At 60.6% G+C, this 20,098-nt stretch carries 19 protein-coding genes; 5 read left to right on the top strand and 14 right to left on the bottom strand.

Going from position 1 to position 20,098, the window contains the following annotated elements; genetic code table 11:
- Window positions 1–4: 4 nt before the first annotated feature.
- The 14 genes from recO to HRU82_18095 form a co-directional block, all read right to left on the bottom strand.
- On the bottom strand, window positions 5–763 hold the full coding sequence (gene recO / locus HRU82_18160) for a DNA repair protein RecO (GenBank protein ID QOJ36754.1): 759 nt from the start codon (window positions 761–763) through the stop codon (window positions 5–7).
- Window positions 764–808: 45 nt separating this feature from the next.
- Window positions 809–2,146 (bottom strand): magnesium transporter, encoded by a 1,338-nt coding sequence (gene mgtE / locus HRU82_18155; protein ID QOJ37260.1) that lies wholly within the window; start codon window positions 2,144–2,146, stop codon window positions 809–811.
- Between the two features lie 106 nt (window positions 2,147–2,252).
- On the bottom strand, window positions 2,253–3,137 hold the full coding sequence (era, locus tag HRU82_18150) for a GTPase Era (protein ID QOJ36753.1): 885 nt from the start codon (window positions 3,135–3,137) through the stop codon (window positions 2,253–2,255).
- Entirely contained in the window at window positions 3,134–3,493 is a 360-nt protein-coding gene (locus HRU82_18145; GenBank protein QOJ36752.1) for a septum formation initiator family protein, read from the bottom strand. Before HRU82_18145 ends, era begins: the two co-directional genes overlap by 4 nt.
- Before the next feature lie 8 nt (window positions 3,494–3,501).
- Complete coding sequence (gene eno / locus HRU82_18140; protein QOJ36751.1) at window positions 3,502–4,788, bottom strand: phosphopyruvate hydratase; 1,287 nt, start codon at window positions 4,786–4,788, stop codon at window positions 3,502–3,504.
- 63 nt (window positions 4,789–4,851) lie between these two features.
- Entirely contained in the window at window positions 4,852–6,279 is a 1,428-nt protein-coding gene (gene gatB / locus HRU82_18135) for an Asp-tRNA(Asn)/Glu-tRNA(Gln) amidotransferase subunit GatB (protein ID QOJ36750.1), read from the bottom strand.
- A gap of 2 nt (window positions 6,280–6,281) precedes the next feature.
- Entirely contained in the window at window positions 6,282–6,602 is a 321-nt protein-coding gene (locus HRU82_18130) for a YtxH domain-containing protein (GenBank protein QOJ36749.1), read from the bottom strand.
- Entirely contained in the window at window positions 6,592–6,993 is a 402-nt protein-coding gene (locus HRU82_18125) for a DUF948 domain-containing protein (GenBank protein QOJ36748.1), read from the bottom strand. Before HRU82_18125 ends, HRU82_18130 begins: the two co-directional genes overlap by 11 nt.
- Before the next feature lie 18 nt (window positions 6,994–7,011).
- Window positions 7,012–8,487, bottom strand: a complete 1,476-nt coding sequence (gene gatA / locus HRU82_18120; protein ID QOJ36747.1) for an Asp-tRNA(Asn)/Glu-tRNA(Gln) amidotransferase subunit GatA — start codon at window positions 8,485–8,487, stop codon at window positions 7,012–7,014.
- Window positions 8,487–8,852, bottom strand: a complete 366-nt coding sequence (locus HRU82_18115) for an aspartate 1-decarboxylase (protein QOJ36746.1) — start codon at window positions 8,850–8,852, stop codon at window positions 8,487–8,489. The genes gatA and HRU82_18115 overlap by 1 nt, the downstream gene beginning before the upstream one ends.
- A gap of 25 nt (window positions 8,853–8,877) precedes the next feature.
- A complete protein-coding gene (gatC, locus tag HRU82_18110; protein QOJ36745.1) occupies window positions 8,878–9,171 on the bottom strand; it encodes an Asp-tRNA(Asn)/Glu-tRNA(Gln) amidotransferase subunit GatC in 294 nt (97 codons plus the stop codon).
- A gap of 117 nt (window positions 9,172–9,288) precedes the next feature.
- Window positions 9,289–11,121 (bottom strand): glutamine--fructose-6-phosphate transaminase (isomerizing), encoded by a 1,833-nt coding sequence (gene glmS, locus HRU82_18105; GenBank protein ID QOJ36744.1) that lies wholly within the window; start codon window positions 11,119–11,121, stop codon window positions 9,289–9,291.
- A gap of 9 nt (window positions 11,122–11,130) precedes the next feature.
- The gene (gene glmU / locus HRU82_18100; protein QOJ36743.1) at window positions 11,131–12,732 is read right to left on the bottom strand and encodes a bifunctional UDP-N-acetylglucosamine diphosphorylase/glucosamine-1-phosphate N-acetyltransferase GlmU; all 1,602 of its coding nucleotides are present in this window, start codon (window positions 12,730–12,732) and stop codon (window positions 11,131–11,133) included.
- 52 nt (window positions 12,733–12,784) lie between these two features.
- Window positions 12,785–13,459, bottom strand: coding sequence for a DUF502 domain-containing protein (locus HRU82_18095; GenBank protein QOJ36742.1), 675 nt, complete (start codon window positions 13,457–13,459; stop codon window positions 12,785–12,787).
- 128 nt (window positions 13,460–13,587) lie between these two features.
- Between HRU82_18095 and HRU82_18090 the strand changes: the two genes are divergently transcribed.
- From HRU82_18090 to HRU82_18070, 5 genes are all read left to right on the top strand, one after another.
- Complete coding sequence (locus tag HRU82_18090; GenBank protein QOJ36741.1) at window positions 13,588–14,316, top strand: dTMP kinase; 729 nt, start codon at window positions 13,588–13,590, stop codon at window positions 14,314–14,316.
- Window positions 14,303–15,334, top strand: a complete 1,032-nt coding sequence (gene holB, locus HRU82_18085; GenBank protein ID QOJ36740.1) for a DNA polymerase III subunit delta' — start codon at window positions 14,303–14,305, stop codon at window positions 15,332–15,334. The genes HRU82_18090 and holB overlap by 14 nt, the downstream gene beginning before the upstream one ends.
- Window positions 15,335–15,376: 42 nt before the next feature.
- A complete protein-coding gene (gene metG, locus HRU82_18080) occupies window positions 15,377–17,377 on the top strand; it encodes a methionine--tRNA ligase (GenBank protein QOJ36739.1) in 2,001 nt (666 codons plus the stop codon).
- Window positions 17,374–18,240 carry a hypothetical protein gene (locus tag HRU82_18075; GenBank protein QOJ36738.1) on the top strand — a complete coding sequence of 289 codons (867 nt, stop codon included), beginning with the start codon at window positions 17,374–17,376 and terminating at the stop codon, window positions 18,238–18,240. The genes metG and HRU82_18075 overlap by 4 nt, the downstream gene beginning before the upstream one ends.
- Window positions 18,241–18,306: 66 nt before the next feature.
- Window positions 18,307–20,091, top strand: coding sequence for an ATP-dependent metallopeptidase FtsH/Yme1/Tma family protein (locus HRU82_18070; protein ID QOJ36737.1), 1,785 nt, complete (start codon window positions 18,307–18,309; stop codon window positions 20,089–20,091).
- Window positions 20,092–20,098: the final 7 nt, after the last annotated feature.

Raw genomic sequence — 20,098 nt, 5'->3', positions numbered from 1 at the left:
CACATTACACGACAGGCGCACTCGCCAAGAAATCGATCGGTGGCAGCCGCCTCCCCGCCACAATGGTCACATAACTCTCGATGGCCGACTCAATTTCAGCCCGCACCTGCCCGACCGCGTGCAACCGGTTCATCAGGGCCGGCTGCATCTGCAAGGCCTGCTGGAGAAAGGCCACACTCCCTCGGGACAAAGCAGTACATCGAGATGGCTGTCGGCTGGCACAGCGCTCACACACCATGCCGCCGGCCGGCGGGGAAAACTGTGACAGGGAGTTCCGATAAACTTGCCCGCAGGCGGCACATTGTTCGGTCTGCGGGCGAAACCCCGTCAGAGACAGGAGCCGAATCTGAAACAACAGGGTCGTCCAGGCTGCATCCCGACTGTCGAGCAAGGTACGTAACCCCGTTTCCAGGACCTCAAAAACCCTGGGCTCCGCATCCCCCTCAGGCATTAACACGTTCACCAGGTTGACCATACGGCCCGCGGCCGTCATCAAGGTCAGGTCGCTGCGGAATCGCACGAACGGCTCTTCCAGGGTCACTTGTGAAATCCGATACAGCGAATCGCCCGGTTTCTCGAAAAGGTCCAGATGGCAGCGCGTAAAGGGTTCAAGCATCCCCCCCAACCGACTTTTGAGCCGCCGCGCACCTCGCGCCACCCCACGTACTTTGCCAAACCGCAACGTGTACAGAGTAACAATACGGTCGGCATCGCCCCACTTCCGACTGTGTAATACGATTGCGGCGGTCTTGACCAATGGCACCGGTTCACCATCAGAGGGTCCGGGTCGATGAGTGCGCTCAAGCAGCTATCGAATATACTCAAGGAACAGGGTGGCCAACGTCAGGTAGATGGCGATACCAGTAATGTCATTGGCCGTCGTGACAAACGGACCGGCGGCCACGGCGGGATCTACCCCCATACGTTTCAGCACGATCGGCATCACGGTGGCCATACTCGTCGATACCAGAAACGCCGTAATGAGCGAAACCCCGACGACCATCCCGAGAAAGACCTGGTGCCACAACCAACCGACCACGGTCAACATCAGACTACAGGCCAGACCCATCAGGAACGCGATCTTGGCTTCCCGGAAAAAAATCTTCCAGACATCTGTCAATTCCACATGCCCCGTCGCGAGCCCGCGAATAATCAGCGTGGAGGACTGTAGCCCTACATTTCCCCCCATGGCCGCGATCACCGGTATGAAGCTGACGATCGCCACCACTTCCTGGATCGTATAGCGAAACACCCACAAGAGCATCCCGGACAACAAGCTTCCCACCAGATTGGTAAACAACCAGGGCAGGCGTACGCGAGCGGCCGCAAGACTCGACGATTTCGAAGTTGCCTCCTCCTCCACGGCGCCGGCCATTTTCAACATGTCCTCAGTCGCCTCTTCTCGAATGACGTCGACGACGTCGTCCACCGTGATGATACCGACCAACTTCCCATCCTTCTCCACCACAGGAATGGCCAGCAAGTTGTAACTGGCGACCTGCCGGGAGACCTCCTCTTGGTCCATATCGACGGCCACGCTGATGAGGTCACGCGTCATGATGTTCTTGAGCGGAGTCGCCGGCGGCACCGTCAACAATTGCCGGAGGGAGAGTACCCCCACAAGCCGGTCCTCCTTGTCCGTGACATAAATGTAGAAGACCATCTCCGCATCGGTCGCCTGTTGAAGTCGGCGGATCGCTTCTTGCGCCGTCGCATCCTCCGACAACGCGAAAAACTCCGTCGTCATGATCCCGCCTGCCGTGCCCTTCGGATATTTCAACAGGTCGGTGATTTCGGTCGAATCTTCCGTCCGCATCAACGCCAAGATCTCCTTGGCGCGATCGTTCGGAATGACGCTGAGAATATGCGCGATGTCGTCCGGACCGAGGTCCTTGAGCAACCACGCAGCATCCGACGGTAACAAGTCCGACAGCACCAGCGTCATGCTGTCGCCGTCCAGCTCGCTGAGTACTTGCCCCCGCTTGACCTCTCCCCGCACCAACTCAAAAATTTCCCGCTTTTCCTTTTGCGATGAGAGGTGATCGATGACATTGGCAATATCGGCCGGATGCATCCGCGCCAGCATCTTCGCCAGATTGGTGATGGCGCCGCGACGCAGCAACCGCTGGATGGACACCAACCGCATGTCGGATTTGGTCGGACCACGGTCGTTGGAATCGCGGGATCCATCTTTCCCCAACGGTTCCTTATCAGGAAGCCGAGACCGGTCCGAGGTATGGAGGGCTGTTTCGCTAATACCCCAACTCCGCGAGGGTATGTTCGTCCTCTCGCCACGATTCCCGCACCTTCACCCACAGCTGTACGAACACCTTCATGCCGAACAACCGTTCCATCTCCTGCCGAGCGGCGGTACCCACAAGCTTGAGACGCTCGCCATGTTTGCCGATCAAAATGCCCTTCTGCGACTCTTTCTCCACCAAAACGACGGCGGCAATCTTGGCCATTTTTTTCGTTTCCTGGAACTGCTCGATTTCAACGGCCACCGAGTGCGGGACCTCTTCATACGTCTGTTCGAGAATCTTCTCGCGGATCAGTTCAGCTGCCAAGGTCCGCATGGACTGGTCCGTCAAGACATCCTCGCCGTAGGCCGCTTCCCCTTCGGTCAGCAATGGTATGGTCACCGTAAGCAACCGATCGACGTTGTCCCCCGTTTCCGCCGACAATGGCACCATCTCCGTCCAGGGAAACATGCGCAAGTACTGCTCCATCAAAGGGAGAAGCCGCGCCTTGTTCACGAGATCGACCTTGTTGATGACCAACACCACGGGACGCGCATGCTTGGCCACCGCCGCCCGCACATGTTCAACAACGGCCAGATCGCCTGGTCCGGGCGGGGCGGTCGCTTCGACGACGACATAGAGCACATCGGCATCCTCAAAAGTTTCCAACGTCGTGCGCACCATGCGACGGTTCAGCAGATGACGCGGTTCGTGGAATCCCGGCGTGTCCAAAAACACGATTTGGGCTCCCTCGACGTGAGCCACCCCCAAAATCCGAGTCCTGGTCGTCTGCGGTTTATCGGAGACGATCGCCACCTTTTCTTTCAGCAGTCGGTTCAGCAACGTCGATTTGCCCACATTCGACCGCCCCACGATTGCAACACTGCCGACCTTCATGGCGTCTTCCCCCGCGGGGTCCGTTCTTTGTCTCCCAGCGGCGCAAGCTGGTACACCGTTTCGCCCTTACGCACGTACCCCAGCCGCTCGCGGGCCAGCTCTTCGATCCGAGAAGGATCGTATTGCACCCGATCCAAATCCGCTCGCAATTCATTATTCAACCGCTGAAGATCGGTCAGTTCCTGGTCAAGCTGCTCGGCATGGTCGCGCAGCTGAAGGTACCGCGAGAACCCCATCTCACCGAACAGTAACGCCCCCAACATGAGAATCACCAAGCCCAAACCAGTCCACTTGCCGACGGAATACAGCTTCCGCTGCCAATCCAACCAATCTCGCCCACGATTTGGTTTCACCATAATGGAGCTTACGCCCGCGACGGCACCGCGTCACGCCCTCGATAGACGGCGGCCGAACCCAGTTCATCCTCGATCCGAAGCAGCTGGTTGTACTTGGCGACACGATCGGTCCGCGACAACGACCCGGTCTTGATCAATCCACTGTTGGTCGCCACGGCAACGTCCGCAATCGTCGTGTCCTCGGTTTCTCCGGAGCGGTGCGAAATGATGGCCGTGTAGCCGGAACGCTTGGCCAGTTCGATGGCATCCAGCGTTTCCGTCAGCGTGCCGATTTGGTTCAATTTGATCAAGATGGAATTCCCGATCCCTTCGGCGATGCCTTTGGCAAAGATCTCCACGTTGGTGACGAAGATATCGTCCCCAACGAGTTGAACGCGCTTGCCGAGTTTCTCGGTGAATACCTTCCATCCTTTCCAATCCAGCTCGCTCAACCCGTCTTCAATGGAGAGGATCGGATATCGGTCCAGCAACTTTCCATAATACGCAACCATCTCCTCCGACGATCGCTCCGGGTTCTTCTCCGCTTCAAGCACGTAGCGGCCCTTCTCATACAGTTCGCTGGCCGCGCAATCGAGCGCCAAGGCAATGTCTTGACCCGGTCGATACCCGGCATCTTCGATGGCTTGCATGATGAGGGCCAAAGCCTCTTCGTTCGACTGCAGATCCGGGGCGAATCCCCCCTCGTCGCCGACGGCCGTATTGAGCCCCTTCTTCTTCAGAAGCGCCTTCAGCGTATGAAACACCTCCGTCGCCATACGCAACGCGTCACTGAAGCGGGTTGCGCCGACCGGCATGATCATGAACTCTTGTAGGTCGAGGCGATTGTCCGCATGGGCCCCGCCGTTGATGATGTTCATGAGCGGCACCGGCAACACACGCGCATTGGTCCCGCCAAGATACCGATACAGCGGCTGGCCCGTTTCGTTCGCCGCGGCCTTGGCCACGGCCAGCGATACGCCCAAGATCGCATTGGCCCCCAGCTTCCCTTTCGTCTTGGTCCCGTCCAGCGCGATCATCGCCTGGTCGACGGCTGCCTGATCCAACGCCTCCATTCCCAACAGTTTCGGGGCGATCGTTTTGGTGACATTGGCCACGGCCTTCGACACCCCCTTCCCCATCCACCGTTTCTTGTCGCCGTCGCGAAGTTCGATCGCTTCCTTCTCCCCGGTCGAGGCGCCGGATGGCACCGCCGCACGGCCCTGGGCGCCGCTTTCGAGCACCACCTCGACCTCCACCGTCGGATTTCCGCGTGAATCAATGATCTGCCGTGCCTTCACATGACTGATTGCGCTCATTGGCCTATTCTCCTCCACCCGTCCAAGTCGGCTGTCTCACTGCACTGTCTCTCCCACACTCGCTCACCCGAGCTGCTTCTTCAGTAGTTCGTTGACCTTCCCGGGATTGGCCTTTCCACCCGATGCCTTCATGACCTGGCCGACCAAGAAACCCAACACTTGCTGCTTACCCTCTTTGAATTGTGTCACCTGGGCAGGGTTCTTCTTCAGGACCTCCTCGATAAGGGCCGCCAGGGCGCCTTCATCGGAAACCTGTGTGAGCCCCCGTTCCTGAACGATCTGGGCCGGCGGCTTGCCAGATCCATACACATCCGGAAAAATCTCACGAGCGACCTTGAGACTGATCGTGCCCTGATCCACAAGCGTAAGCAATTCGACCAACCGCTGAGGGCTCAGCAGCGATGCATCGGCCTCGATCCCCGCATGCTTCAGTTCGCGCAACAACTCGCCCATCACCCAATTACTGACCGTTTTGGGTTGCGGATAGAGTGCCACACAGGCCTCAAAATAGCCGGCCAGCGCCTTGCTGGAGATCAAAATTCCCGCATCATACTCCGGCAACGCAAACTGCTCGATGAACCGCTGTTGCTTGGCCGACGGCAGCTCCGGCAATTCCTTCCGCAAGCCGTCGATCCATTCGGCCGACAGATTCATGGGCACCAGATCGGGATCCGGGAAGTACCGATAGTCGTGCGCCTCTTCCTTACTCCGCATCACGGCCGTCTCACCGCGGTCCAGATTCCACAGTCTGGTTTCCTGGCGAATCGTGCCTCCCTCATTAAGTACCTTCGTCTGCCGCTTCACTTCATAATCCACGGCGTCTTTGACGAACTTGAAGGAGTTGATGTTTTTGAGTTCCACCTTCGTGCCGAACGCCGTCTGTCCCACCGGACGCAAGGACAGATTCGGCTCACATCGGAAACTCCCCTCCTCCATATTGCCGTCACAGACATCCAAATACATCAACAGATCACGCAATGCCTTCAAATACGCCACGACTTCGTCCGACGACCGGAGGTCCGGTTCGGTCACGATTTCCAACAGCGGCGTTCCGGCCCGATTCAAATCGACCAGGCTCGTCCCGCCCCCGGCCTCGTGAATGTTCTTCCCCGCATCCTCTTCCAAATGGGCTCGCCGGATGCGCACGCGTTTGCGCGCGCCCTCAACCGAAATCTCGATCCATCCGTTCTCGCAAATCGGGGCCTCGTATTGGGAAATCTGGTAGCCCTTCGGCAAGTCCGGATAAAAGTAGTTCTTGCGCGCAAATCGGTTTTGCGCCCGAATGGTGCCGTTGAGCGCCAACCCCGCGCGAACAGCCATCTCCACCGCCCGTTCGTTGATCACCGGGAGCGCCCCAGGCAGGCCAAGACAGACCGGACAGGTCTGGGAGTTCGCCGCCAGACCGAACGTCGTCCCGCAAGGGCAAAACAATTTCGACCGCGTGCGCAGCTGCGCATGCACTTCAACACCGATGACGACTTCGTACGCCACGCTTAGCCCTGCTCGCCTTTCGTCAGGTGCTCCCGTTCCCGCCGCATCGCTTCACGTCCCGCTTCGAAGGCGTCGCGCAAGACGGTTTTCTTGGATGCAATGAAATCGCGCCCTTCTTCCACGACTCCTTCCAGCCGCTCACCGGCCTCCCCTACTAACTCCCGCAACTCATCTTCCGCACGTCGCGCGTACCCGCGGAGCAATTCCCGCGACTCCTGGCCGGTGCGCGGCGCAAGCAACAAGGCCGCCATCGCCCCCAACGCCGCTCCGCTCAGAAACCCCAGCAAGACCACCGCCGATGATGTCCCTCGATCATCCCCCATTATGGCGCCCTCCTTCTTTAAGTCGTTCCTGCACGACCTGTTTCGCCGCCTTGAGTCCGGCCACGACGCTGGCGACGTTCGCCAAGAGAGACCCGCCGGACCCCCGCACCAGGTGATGGACCTGGTTGACCGACTCACCGACTTCCCCCACCGCATGCAGCAACACCGCGGCATGCTCGACCCCACCGCGGGCCTGCTCCGTCAGGTCGTTGAGATTCTGGCTCATAGCCCGCAGTTCGGCAATCAGCGTCGGTAGTTCGTCGTTCATTTTCAGCACGAGTTGTTCCGACTCCGCCACGGTCTTCCGCACTTGAATCAGCAAGGGAACCAGGTAGCCGACCAACACCGCGAAGGCGATCGCAACCAGAATAGCGGCGATTTCAACGACCATGGGCCCCTCCCGTCATGCTCAACGGATCACCGGTTTCTTCGCCCGCCAGTTCGTGGCCTGCTCGTACGCATGCGCGCCCCGAAGCAGAACATCCTCCTCGAACGGACGGCCGATCAATTGCAGGCCGATCGGCAGCCCCGCCCGGCTGAAGCCGCAAGGCAGCGCAATGGCCGGCAACCCAGCCAAATTGGCGGAGATGGTGTAAATGTCGGACAGATACATCTGGAGCGGATCCTGCGCCTTCTCTCCGAACCCAAACGCCGTCGTCGGCGTGACCGGCGTCACGACCAAGTCCACCCCTTGGAACGCAGCATTGAACTCCTGTCGAATCAACGTTCGAACCGCTTGCGCCTTGCCGTAGTACGCATCGTAATAGCCGGCGCTGAGCACATAGGTGCCGAGCATAATGCGGCGCTTCACCTCCGGCCCAAATCCTTCGGCTCTCGTCTTAAGATACATGTCGAGCAAATCCCGGCTCTCTCTCGCCCGCAAGCCATAGCGCACACCGTCGTATCGCGCCAGATTCGAGCTGGCCTCGGCCGTTGCGATGACATAATAGGTCGCCACGGCCGCATCGGTGGTCGGCAACTTGATCTCGCGGAGATCCGCCCCCAGCTCTCGGAGCCCTTCGATCGCCGTGCGAACCGCTTGCTCCACTTCCGGATCGAGGCCGTCGGCGAAATACTCCCCCGGCACTCCCACCTTCAGGCGCTTCAGGTCTTTTTTCTTGAGGGCTTTCAGATAGTCCGGAACTGGCACGTTGGCTGAGGTCGAGTCGCGCGGATCATGGCCGGCAATGACGCCCAGCAGCAGCGCGGCATCGGTCACATCCTTGGTGATCGGTCCGATCTGATCCAGCGACGACGCGAAGGCCACGAGCCCATAACGCGACACCCGGCCGTAGGTCGGTTTCAGTCCCACGACCCCACAGAACGCCGCCGGTTGCCGAATGGACCCGCCGGTATCGGACCCCAGGGCAGCCACACATTCATCGGCCGCCACCGCCGCCGCAGACCCGCCGCTCGACCCACCCGGCACACGATGGAGGTCCCAGGGGTTACGGCTGGCTCCGAAGGCTGAATTCTCAGTCGACGAACCCATGGCGAATTCGTCCAGGTTCGTTTTACCAAATAACAGACACCCCTGCTCTCGAAGCCGGGCAATCACGGTGGCGTCATAGGGAGGAACGAAGGTTTCAAGCATGCGCGAGGCGCACGTTGTCCGTACCCCCGCCGTGCAGATGTTGTCCTTCACCGCCAACGGCATCGCCATCATCGGCGCTGTCTTGCGCCAGCCCTTCAGCGCCTGATCGAGCCGTGCCGCCTGCTCGATCGCCGCCTCGCGGCAATGCGTCAGATAGGCGTTCACTTTCGGTTCGACCTGCGTTACCCGAAGATTGTAGGCACGCACGATCTCTGTGGCCGTAACATCACCGGCCGTAAACTTCCGCTGTAACTCCGCCAGAGTAAGTTTATGTAACGACAGCCACGACATCAGCGTTTTGCCGCCTTGCGGACGATCCGATTCTTGCCGTCGACCTGGATGATCTTAGGCTTGTGCCGCTTGATCTCCTGATCGCTGTAATATTCGTAACAGAAGATAATAATCTGATCGCCGACCGCCGCCTTGCGCGCCGTCGGACCGTTCAGTACAATCTCCCCGCCTCCGCGCTTGCCCTTCATGGCGTACGTCATGAAACGCTCGCCGTTATTCAAATTGGAGCAGACGATCGCCTCATAGGGCAGAATGCCCGCCGCATCCAACAGATTTTCATCCACCGTCAAACTACCCTCATATTCCAGGCAGGCCTCCGTCACCGTGGCCCGATGGATCTTCGCCCGCAACATTTGTCGAAACATAGGATTCTGTTCTCTCCTTGCCTGCTTAGGTTTCCTGAATGATCTTCGGGACCCGGAAACACTGCGCCTCTCCGTCCGGAGCGTTGGCTATTGCCTGGTCGGGAACGAGTGAGGCCTCCACCTGATCAGGCCGAAACACATTCGTCTGTCCCAGCACCGTCGCTGTGGGCTCCACTCCTTCGGTGGGAAACGATTTCAACTTCTGCACATAGGCGACGATCTGGCTCAACTGCTGGCCGAACGCCGCGATCTCCGCCTCGGTCAATGCCAGTCGCGCCAACTTCGCCACCTTCTCGACTTCCTGTTTTGTTATCTCCACTCTACACTCCTAATCCCTACCGAAACGGTGCGAAGTCAGGGGCTCCTCCTGCGCGCGTCCAACGAGGGCCTTCCGAGGCCGCGCGTTGCGCGAGCATGAGAGCCCCTTCTTTGCACCTCATTCCACCGTCACGCTCTTCGCCAAGTTCCTCGGCTGATCCACATCCTCCCCGCGCAACACGGCAATGTGGTACGCCAACAACTGCAAGGGAATCGTGAAGAGAATCGGCGACAACAGAGGATGGACATCGGGAATGGTAAAGACTGCATCGGCCGTCTTCCCCAACTCACGCTCCCCTTCCGCCACGAATGCAATGACGGGTGCCCGGCGCGCCTTCACCTCCATGAGGTTACTGACCGTCTTTTCGTACAGACGATCACGCGGCGCCAACACCACGACCGGCATGTCCTTGTCGATCAGGGCGATCGGGCCGTGCTTCATCTCGCCAGCGGCGTACCCTTCCGCATGGATATACGAAATCTCCTTGAGCTTGAGCGCGCCTTCCAGAGCGATCGGATAATTGATGCCCCGCGCCAAGTAAAGGAAATCCGGCTTCTTGTAATACCGCTTGGCGATCGCCAAAATCTCCGCCTCACGGCCGAGCACATGTTTCACCAGCGCCGGCAAGGTGACCAACCGGTCCAGCCAAGCCTTGCCGTCCGCCGCACTCAACACCCCCCGCACCCGCCCCAGGTGGAGCGCCAACATGTAGAGCGCGGCCAGCTGGCTGGTGAACGCCTTGGTCGAGGCGACGCCGATCTCGGGGCCGCAATGGGTGTAGAGCACGCCGTCGGATTCGCGCGCCAGAGTACTCCCCACCACGTTCACGATGGATACGACACGCGCGCCCTTCTGCTTGGCTTCACGGGCGGCCGCCAGCGTGTCGGCGGTTTCCCCCGATTGCGAAATCGTAATGAACAGGTCGTTCTTCTCGATCAACGGATCGCGATAACGGAACTCGCTGCCGATATCCACCTGCACCGGCGTTCGAACCATCTCCTCCAGCAGATATTTCCCTACCAATCCGGCATGCCAACTCGTCCCGCAGGCCACGATCCAGATCCGCCCCACCTCCGCGAACTGCTTCGGCGTGAGCCCGATGTCCGGCAAGTCCGCCTCACCGCTCTCGTAGGAATAACGCCCGCGAATCGTATCGAGAATCGTCTGCGGTTGCTCGTGAATCTCCTTCAACATGAAGTGCGGATACCCGCTCTTCTCGGCAGCGGAGGCATCCCACGTCACCATGCTGTTCTTGCGGGTGACGGGATGGCCGTCCAAATCCGTATAGGTCACATTGGAGGCGGTCACCTCGGCCACATCGCCTTCCTCCAGGAACGTCACGTCCCTGGTATGGGCCAACATAGCCATAACATCCGACCCGACAAACGAGGCATCGGTGCTCCGCCCGATCACCAACGGGCAACCGGACCGCGCGGCGACCAACATGCCCGGCTCGCGCTCCGAAATCACCGTGATCGCATAACTCCCGCGGATCTCCTTCGCCGCCGCGCGCACCGCATCTGCGAGGTGCAGGCCGGCCTTCTGTAGGTGCTTGTCGATCAGGTGCGCGACGACTTCGGTATCCGTCTCAGACTGGAACTTGTAGCCGTCCTTCAGTAGTCGCTGCTTGAGTTCCACATAGTTTTCGATGATCCCATTGTGGACCAGCACGCAACTTTCGGAGCGATGCGGATGGGCATTCTGCTCGGATGGTTTCCCGTGTGTCGCCCATCGGGTATGGCCGATACCGCAGGTTCCCGCAATCTGCTTCTGCGCGAGTGACTTCTGCAGGTTTACGAGCTTGCCGACGCTTCGGCGAATTTCGATCTTCTCACCGCGCTGCACGGCCACGCCGGCCGAATCATAGCCCCGGTATTCGAGCTTCGACAGTCCGTCCAACAAAATCGGAACCGCATCCTGATGTCCTACGTAGCCAACGATGCCACACATAGGTCGTCGTTACCTCCGCTTCGTACGTTGAACGGTCGTCTGCTGAGACTTCTTGGAACGAGTCCCACGTCGAGCCGGCGCGGCGGCCGTGCCCTTTGAAACGGCTTCCGCGCGCGCCGCGTTGGGTGCGGGCGGCGGTTCGACACCGCTCTGCATCGCGCGCCGCCTGGCAGCCCAGCCCTCCCGCGTCACCTGCGGTACCCGTGAGATCACGAGCGCATCCGCCGGCACATTATGCGTCACGGTCGCCCCAGCGGCCACAATCGACCCGGCCCCGACATTGACGGGCGCCACCAGTTGCACGTCGCTGCCGATGAACACCCCGTCTCCGATCACGGTCTGAAACTTATTCCACCCGTCATAGTTGCAGGTGATCGTGCCCGCCCCGATGTTCACGCTGGCTCCGATGCGCGCATCTCCCAGGTAGCTGAGGTGATTCGCCTTCGAGCCTTCGCCGAGCTCCGCCTTCTTCATCTCGACGAAGTTGCCGACCTTGGCCTTGCGCCGTACGAGCACACCAGGCCGCAAGTGCGCGAAGGGGCCGAGATGCGCGTCCGCCTCCACCTGAGACTCGCGCAGGATGCAGTGGTCCAGAATCTCCACCCGATCACCGATCGTGCAGTCGGTAATCCGCGTGCCGGAATGGACCACCACACCCTCTCCGAGCACCGTCCGTCCCTCCAACGTCACGTTCGGAGACAGGACTGTATCCCGCCCGATCGTCACGCCCTCGTCGATCCACGTTGATGCAGGATCCTGCATGGTGACGCCGGCCTCCAGCCACCGCTCACGAATCCGCTGCCGGATCACCCGCTCGGCTTCCGCCAGTTGCACGCGACTGTTGATGCCCAAGCCCTCATCGATCGTGCGCAGACGCAGAGCCGCGACCGTCTTGCCCTGACGGACCGCCGTTTGCACGATATCAGTCAGGTAGTATTCACCCTGGGCGTTGCGAGGATCGAGCCGATCCAACGCCGGAAAGAGAAAATCGCCGTCGACGACGTAGGTACCAACATTGCTCTCTCGCACCGTCCGTTGCTCGTCGGACGCATCCTTATCTTCAACGATAGCCTGCACCGCATTGTCCGGCGCTCCCGTAAGCCACTCGTCGCGACGGCGACGAATCACGCGGCCATACCCCGACGCATCATCCAGCACGGCGGTCAGCAACGTGACAGCCGCCCCCTGCGCATCGTGCATCGCCAGCAGTTCCCGCAAGGTCGATTCGGTCAGAAGCGGCGTGTCGCCGTTCAAGATCAGGTAGCGCGTCGGCCGGCAGCCAGGCTGACCGGTGAAGAGCGGACGCGCCTGCAACACAGCATGGCCCGTCCCCAACTGCTGGACCTGCTCGGCAACCGCCACCTGCGCGCCGGCCGATTCGACGACCTTGCGCACATCGGCACCTTGATGTCCCACGACCACGGCCACGCCCTGCTCTGCCAAGCGACAGGCAATGTCGAGAACGTAGCGCACCATCGGCCGCCCCGCCACCGGATGCAGCACCTTGGCCAAGGAGGACTTCATGCGCTTGCCGAGTCCTGCCGCCATGATGATGACACCGAGCCCCGGGACGGAGGAAGAGGCAGTCTGCTGTTGAGATGAATGCGTCATCGAATCGTCACCTTCCTGCGTGCGGCCACAGACGCGTGGCCCTACTGCGGTCTCAGCCGACCTGCACCCCCGCATTCGGCTGTTTCACTGGAGCCCACTGCGATCCGCCGGTCTGAGGCGCGGCACCGGTCGCGTTGTTCGGAGCATAGAGCCCGCCGGAGACGATCAGTTTCATCGCCTCCTCGACCGTAATGTCCACCGCGATCACTTCTCGCTCGGGAACCAACAGGAAATACCCAGAGGTGGGGTTAGGCGATGTCGGCACGTACACGTGGACGAGCGGGTCCGGCGAGAGCTGCTGCATGGCGCTTTTCGTTACGCCGGTCACGAACGCAAAACAGTAATGCCCGTTCTTCGGAAACTGAATCAGCACGACGCGGCGATAATTTTCCCGTTCCGGAAACGAGAGGATGTCCATCATGGACTTGATCGTCGAGTAGATGCCGCGAACGACCGGCACGCGATTGAGCAACCCTTCCCAATGCCGCACGACATGGCGCCCGATGTAATTGGCCGCGAACAGGCCGGTGGAAAAGATGAGGAGCAACAGCGCGATGATGCCCAGGCCAGGCACGTAGTAGCCCGGGGTCACTAAGCGGGCGGCCGCATCCCCGAGAATCCCGTCCAAGCTCACAAAGAGCGTCTTCAGAATCAGGACGGTTCCCCAGAAGGGAATGACGACCAGCAAACCTGTCAGAAAGTACCGTTTTAACGAGGCTTTGACCATGCGCGGCTGAGGGGTCCAGGGTGGAACGTCATGATACCGATCTTTCACCAGTCGTCGCAAGCCTTTTCTTGCTATTTTCAAGCACTTGGAATAGGATGCGCCTCCTTTTTCTTGGCAGTCTGGACTCGATGACGACCCACGGCCGGAAACGCTCCCGAGGCATTCTCATCACGCTGGAAGGAATCGAGGGCTGCGGCAAGTCGACCCAGGCCAAACTCTTGGCCGACCGATTGCGCAGCCAGGGATACCTGACGGTGGAAACCAGGGAACCGGGGGGCACACCATTGGCAGAAAAGATTCGGGCCGTCCTCCTTGATCGTACCGGCGAGCCGGTCGCCCCAGAGACCGAAGCCTTTCTCGTGTTTGCCGCCCGGCGCCAACATGTTGCGCAGGTCATCGAACCGGCGCTCGCTCGAGGAGCCGTGGTCCTCTGTGACCGCTTTTCCGACTCCACGCTGGCCTACCAAGGCTACGGCCGGGGACTGGACCTCGCCATGTTGCAACGGCTCAATCGACTGGCCACCCATACCGTCGCACCGGACCTGACGCTGCTGTTCGACCTCCCCGTGGCGACCGGTCTGGCCCGTCGACGCACCACCGTCGAGTTGAACCGGCTGGACCGTGAATCGCTCGCGTTCCACAACAGGGTACGATCCGGGTTTCTCGATCTCGCCCGACGCGCTCCCACACGCGTGACCGTCATTTCCGCGCAACCGTCCAAAGAAGCCGTCGCCCGCGCAGTCGACCGAGCCGTCGCGCCGCTGCTGGCGAAACATTCTCGAGTCGACGCGAGCACCGCACCAGCATTGCACCCATCACCCTCTCGCGCAAGGCAGGCCCGTCATGCCGTTCGCTGACATCATCGGCCATGACCGCGCGAAGCGTTTGCTCACGTCGGCCGTCCTGCAAAATCGCCTCGCCCACGCGTACCTCTTCCATGGCGCCGATCGGATCGGCAAACGCCTGCTGGCCCTTCGCTTGACTCAAGCCTTGCTCTGCGAAACCGTCGCCGGACACGGTGACTTGGACGCCTGCGGCACCTGCCGCGCCTGTCGCCAGGTCGAGGCGCGAACCCATCCCGATTTTCTGGTGATCGAACCGGACCGCGAGCAGGCCAATCCGCAGATCAAGATCGAACTCATTCGCGACATCGAACACCAGATGATCTATCGCCCCTTGATCGGCAATCGGAAAATTTGTCTCATCGACGACGCAGATCGCATGACCATCGGCGCCGCCAACGCCCTGCTCAAAACATTGGAAGAACCGCCCGACCATAGCCTGTTCCTGTTGGTATCCAGCAGACCCTATGCACTCCCCTCCACCATCCGCTCCCGCTGCCAGGCGTTGCGGCTTGCCAGCCCGGCGCAAACCCAAGTGGAAGCCGCCATCATCCTCAAGCGCGAACTGCCGCCGGCCGACGCTCACTTTCTCGCCGTGTTGAGCGAGGGGCAGTTGGGGCACGCGCTAGACACCGACCTCGCCGAGGCTCGCAGGAGCCAGAAGGAATATGCGCTGCTCTTCTCGCCCAAAGGACTCCAGTCGTTCAGCACCATTCTGGCCACCGCCGAAGCCTTGGCCAAAGGTGATCGCGCCGGTGACGCGTTCGAATGGTTGCTCCGATGGCTGCGCGACCTGCTCCTCCTTGCCATCGGCGCCGAATCAGAACAAATCCTGAATCGCGACGCCCTCTCCGAGCTGCGGGTCATCGCTGAACGCGTGAACGTCGACGACCTCCTGCAGCTCATCGGTGAACTCGAGCTGCTGGAGCGACAGACCCAGCGGAACATCAATCTGCAGATCGCCCTCGAATCACTCCTGCTCCGGCTGCGCGATGTTCTCGTCCCCAAAACAGCCCCGAGTCCGAGACGCTAACCTAGCTTTCCCTGCCGCCGAACTGGTATCTTCCGTCACAATATGAGCGCCGGACACACCTTCTACATCACGACCCCCATTTACTACGTCAACGACGTGCCGCACATCGGCCACGCCTACACGACGGTCGCCGCAGATGTGCTGGCGCGGTACTGGCGGCTGCGGGGACGCGACGTGTTTTTCCTCACCGGCCTGGATGAACATGGCCAGAAGGTGCAGCAGGCCGCAGCGAAGGCCGGCATCGATCCCCAGGCCCATTGCGACCGCCTCGCGCCGCAGTTCACACACCTCTGGCAACGGTTGAACATTTCTCATAACGCCTTCATCCGCACCACCGACCGGCCGCACCAGTCAGTGGTTCAACGATATCTTCAACAGCTGTACGATAAGCAGCTGATTTACAAGGCAGATTATACGGGATGGTACTGCACGTTTGACGAGCGGTTTTGGACCGAGAAAGACGTGGCCGACGGCCTCTGCCCGGACTGCAAGCGCCCCATCGAGCGACTCAGCGAGCACAATTATTTTTTCAGGATGGGACAGTACCAGGACCGGCTGCAGCGGCATATCCTGGAGCATCCGGATTTCATCCGACCGGAGTCGCGCCGCAACGAAGTGCTGGGCTTCCTGCAAACCCAAACATTGGGCGACCTGTCCATCTCGCGTCCGAAGTCCCGCCTCTCCTGGGGCATCGAATTGCCGTTCGACAAAGACTACGTCACCTACGTCTGGTTCGATGCACTCGTGAACTACATGTCTGCGCTGGAATACCTGCCGCAAGAACAACCGGCCGGTCTGCGTTACTGGCCCGCCGATGTGCACCTGGTCGGGAAAGACATCCTCACGACCCATGCGGTGTATTGGTCCACCATGTTGATGGCGCTGGAACGACCGCTCCCCAAGACCGTCTTCGCCCACGGCTGGTGGACGGTAGACGGCGAAAAGATGTCGAAGAGCCGCGGCAACGTCGTCGATCCCAATAAGATGGTCGATCAGTTCGGCGCCGATGCCTTCCGCTACTTCCTGCTGCGCGAAGTGCCCTTCGGGCAGGATGGGGATTTCTCGGAAAGCGGCATGGTCAAGCGCATGAACAGCGAATTGGCGGATGGATTGGGCAACCTTCTAAGTCGCAGCTTGACCATGATCGAGCGGTTCGCGGGGGGGATTATCCCGCCCCACGACACCATAAGCGACGGCGACCTTGAAACTGATCTGATGAGACGTTCCGGAGAATTGTTCGGCGAAGCTTCGGACCACATCGAACACCTTCGATTCAGCCGAGCGCTGGAGTCCATCAGCGAAATCGTTCAGGTATGCGATCAATATATCGATAAGACTGCACCGTGGGTCCTCGCGAAGAAACCTGAACATCGGCCCAAGCTCCTGAATAGCCTCTATCACATCGCATATACCCTAGGAGCACTTGTCCACCCGCTCTACCCCTTTATGCCGCGGACGAGTGCCACGATGGCAACACAGCTTGGCCTCGAACCGAAAGAAGACGGAAAAGCACTCACATATCTAGACCCACATCTGCTGCCTGGTAGAACCGTGAAGAAAGGCGCCGCACTATTCCCCCGCATTGACACCAAACCACAAGGAGCCAAACCCGTGAGTGAGACACCAGCATCTCCGCAACCGACGGCCGCCGCCACGACCGGAGCCCCCGCTGCGTCGCAATCGCCGGCTCCGACTACCACACCGGCCGCCGCACAACCGGCCCAGATCACCATCGACGACTTCATGAAGATCCAGCTCAAGACGGCCAAGGTCCTGTCGGCCGAGCGGGTGCCGAAGTCGGAAAAGTTGCTGAAGCTGCAAGTGAGTCTCGGGACGGAACTACGCCAAATCGTCGCGGGTATCGGCAAGAAATACGAACCGGACGCACTGGTCGGCAAGACCATCGTCATCGTGGCAAACCTGAAGCCGGCGAAGCTCATGGGGATCGAATCTCAAGGCATGGTCCTCGCGGCAGGCGACAGCGAAGTGCGGGGGCTCGCCACCTTCGTCGAAGACGTGGAGCCCGGCACCAAGGTGAAATGATCGGTCGACTCCTCACGCGCCTGACCAGCACCTGTCTCGTCGTACTGCTGAGCAGCGCGGGTGCGGCGTTTGTCCCGGAACCCTCCGAAAGCGAACTCGAGAGTAAAGCTCACTACAACGATGCCCTGCCCACCACCGTGGTCGTGCGGGTCGTGGCCCATCGATCCCTGGTGCTGGGGCACGAAGTGGGAGGCGCGCGGGTGACGATCACCGACGTGGCGACCGGCCGACTCCTGGCCTCCGGCCTGCAACAGGGCGAATCGGGCGACCAAAGCCAGATCATGCGCACGCCCCACCTCATGGAAGAACCGCTCTACAGTGCCCGCCCCGCCGCCTCCTTCACCACCACGCTGGAACTCGCGCGTCCGACCTTGGTGGAAATCACCGCGGAAGGCCCCCTGGCCTACCCCGCCGCGCTTCAACGGGCCAGCAAAACCGTCCTGCTCATCCCCGGCCACGACCTCACGAACGACGGCATCGTGCTGCACCTCTACGGCTATCTGGTCCAGGTGGAACAACCCAAACCCGGCGAATCCCTGATCGCCAAGGAAGACGTCATGCTCCGCGCTTCGGTGCGCACGCTCTCCGGCTCCCTCGTCCGCCCGCACAGCGATTGGGATTCCCGCAAGGTACACATCTACGGCGAGTTGCTGATCGAGGATCGCGTGGTGGAACGGTTGCAGATGTTTTACTCCGGCGAGAAGAGCCGATTCGAAGCACCGTTCTTCGTGCCCCTCCCCAAGGACGCGCCCAACGGTATCACCTTGCGTGTCATCGCGGCGGACGCCGCCACCGGCAATTTCGGCATGGGCACGGCCCAGTATCCGGTCGTTCCCGAACGGTTGCGGTCGAAGAGGAATTGACGACGTGGATCACAGCTTTATCTGAGAGAGGCACGACGGCACCGAACCTCAACGCAGGATCACGGCATGGACCCTAAACAACGACAGTTCTCCATTTGGTATATGTTCATCGCCCTCTGGGTCTTGATGTTGATCCAGATGTTCCTGCCCTCCGTCTTCAATCCCACCGAGATCCCCTACAGCGAGTTCAAGGAAGCCGTGGAGGCCGGCAAGGTGACCGAGGTCGCGGTGTCACCGCAGATCATCCACGGCAAGATGAAGGAAGATAAGGTCTTCAACACGATCCGCATCGAAGATCCCGACCTCCTGCGCAGCCTCGCTCAGCACCAGGTCAAGGTGACCGGCGTGATCGAGAGCACCCTGTTCCGCGACGTGTTGTCCTGGATCGTGCCCATCGCCCTCTTCTTCGGAGTCTGGTGGTTCCTGCTACGGCGCATGGGCCAGAGCCAGGGCTTCATGACCGTCGGCCAAAGCAAGGCCAAGATCTACATGGAAAAGGAGGTCAAGGTCAGTTTTGCGGACGTGGCCGGGGTGGATGAAGCGAAACAAGAACTTGAAGAAGTGATTGAATTCCTGAAAACGCCGGAAAAGTTCCGTCGCCTGGGCGGCAAGATCCCCAAAGGCATCCTCCTCGTCGGCCCGCCCGGCACCGGCAAGACGCTCCTGGCCAAGGCCGTGGCCGGCGAAGCCAGTGTGCCGTTCTTCTCCATCAGCGGTTCCGAGTTCGTGGAAATGTTCGTCGGCGTCGGCGCGGCCCGCGTGCGCGACCTCTTCGAACAGGCCAAGGGCAAGGCGCCCTGCATCATCTTCATCGACGAACTCGACGCGCTCGGCAAGGCCCGCGGCATGGGTCCGATGGCCCATGAAGAACGCGAGCAGACCCTCAACCAACTGCTGGTCGAGATGGACGGCTTCGACTCTCGCGTCGGCGTCATCCTCATGGCTGCGACCAACCGCCCCGAAATCCTGGACCCAGCCCTGCTCCGTGCCGGCCGATTCGATCGCCAGGTGCTCGTCGACCGGCCCGACAAGGGAGGCCGACTGGCGATTCTCAAAGTCCACGCGCGAAACATCGTGCTCGAAAACCCGTCCGACCTCGAAACCATCGCCGCCATGACGCCAGGGTTCGTAGGCGCCGACCTCGCCAACCTGCTCAACGAAGCCGCCCTCCTGGCCGTGAGGCGAAGCCGAGATGTGGTCGGCATGCCGGAACTTCAAGAAGCGGTTGAACGTGTCGTGGCGGGGCTCGAAAAGCGCAATCGCGTGCTGAACAAGATGGAGCGCGAGCGGGTCGCCCACCACGAGGTCGGCCATGCCCTCGTCGCCCTCTCGATCCCCGGCGTGGATGCAGTTCACAAGATCTCCATCATCCCACGCGGCATCGCGGCGCTCGGGTATACCATGCAGCTCCCTACCGAAGACCGCTTCCTCATGACCTACACGGAGCTGAAGAACAAGATCGCCGTACTCCTCGGTGGGCGGGCGGCAGAAGAACTCATCTATGGTGAAGTTTCCACCGGTGCGCAAGACGACCTGCGCAAGGCCACCGACATCGCCAAAAGCATGGTGAAGGTCTATGGCATGAGCGAGAAACTGGGCCAGGTCAGCCTCGAACGCGACCGCCAACCGCTCTTTCTCCAGGCGATGCCGGCCCAGTCACCCGGCGACTACAGCGAGCAGACCTCGCGTGAAATCGACTGCGAAGTGCGGCACTTGATCGACGAGCAATACGAGCGCGCGCGCAGCTTGCTCACGGCCCGGGAATCCGCCCTCCGCAAGGCCGCCCAGGTGCTGCTGGGGAAAGAAACGATCAGCGGTGAAGAACTGAAAGTGTTGGTTGAAGAGGTGTGACATCGCC

This window comes from Nitrospira sp. (assembly GCA_015709715.1).
In the GTDB taxonomy this organism is placed as follows: Bacteria; Nitrospirota; Nitrospiria; order Nitrospirales; family Nitrospiraceae; genus Nitrospira_A.
Note: the sequence above shows the minus strand (reverse complement) of the source record. Positions and strands in the feature narration are given on the sequence as shown.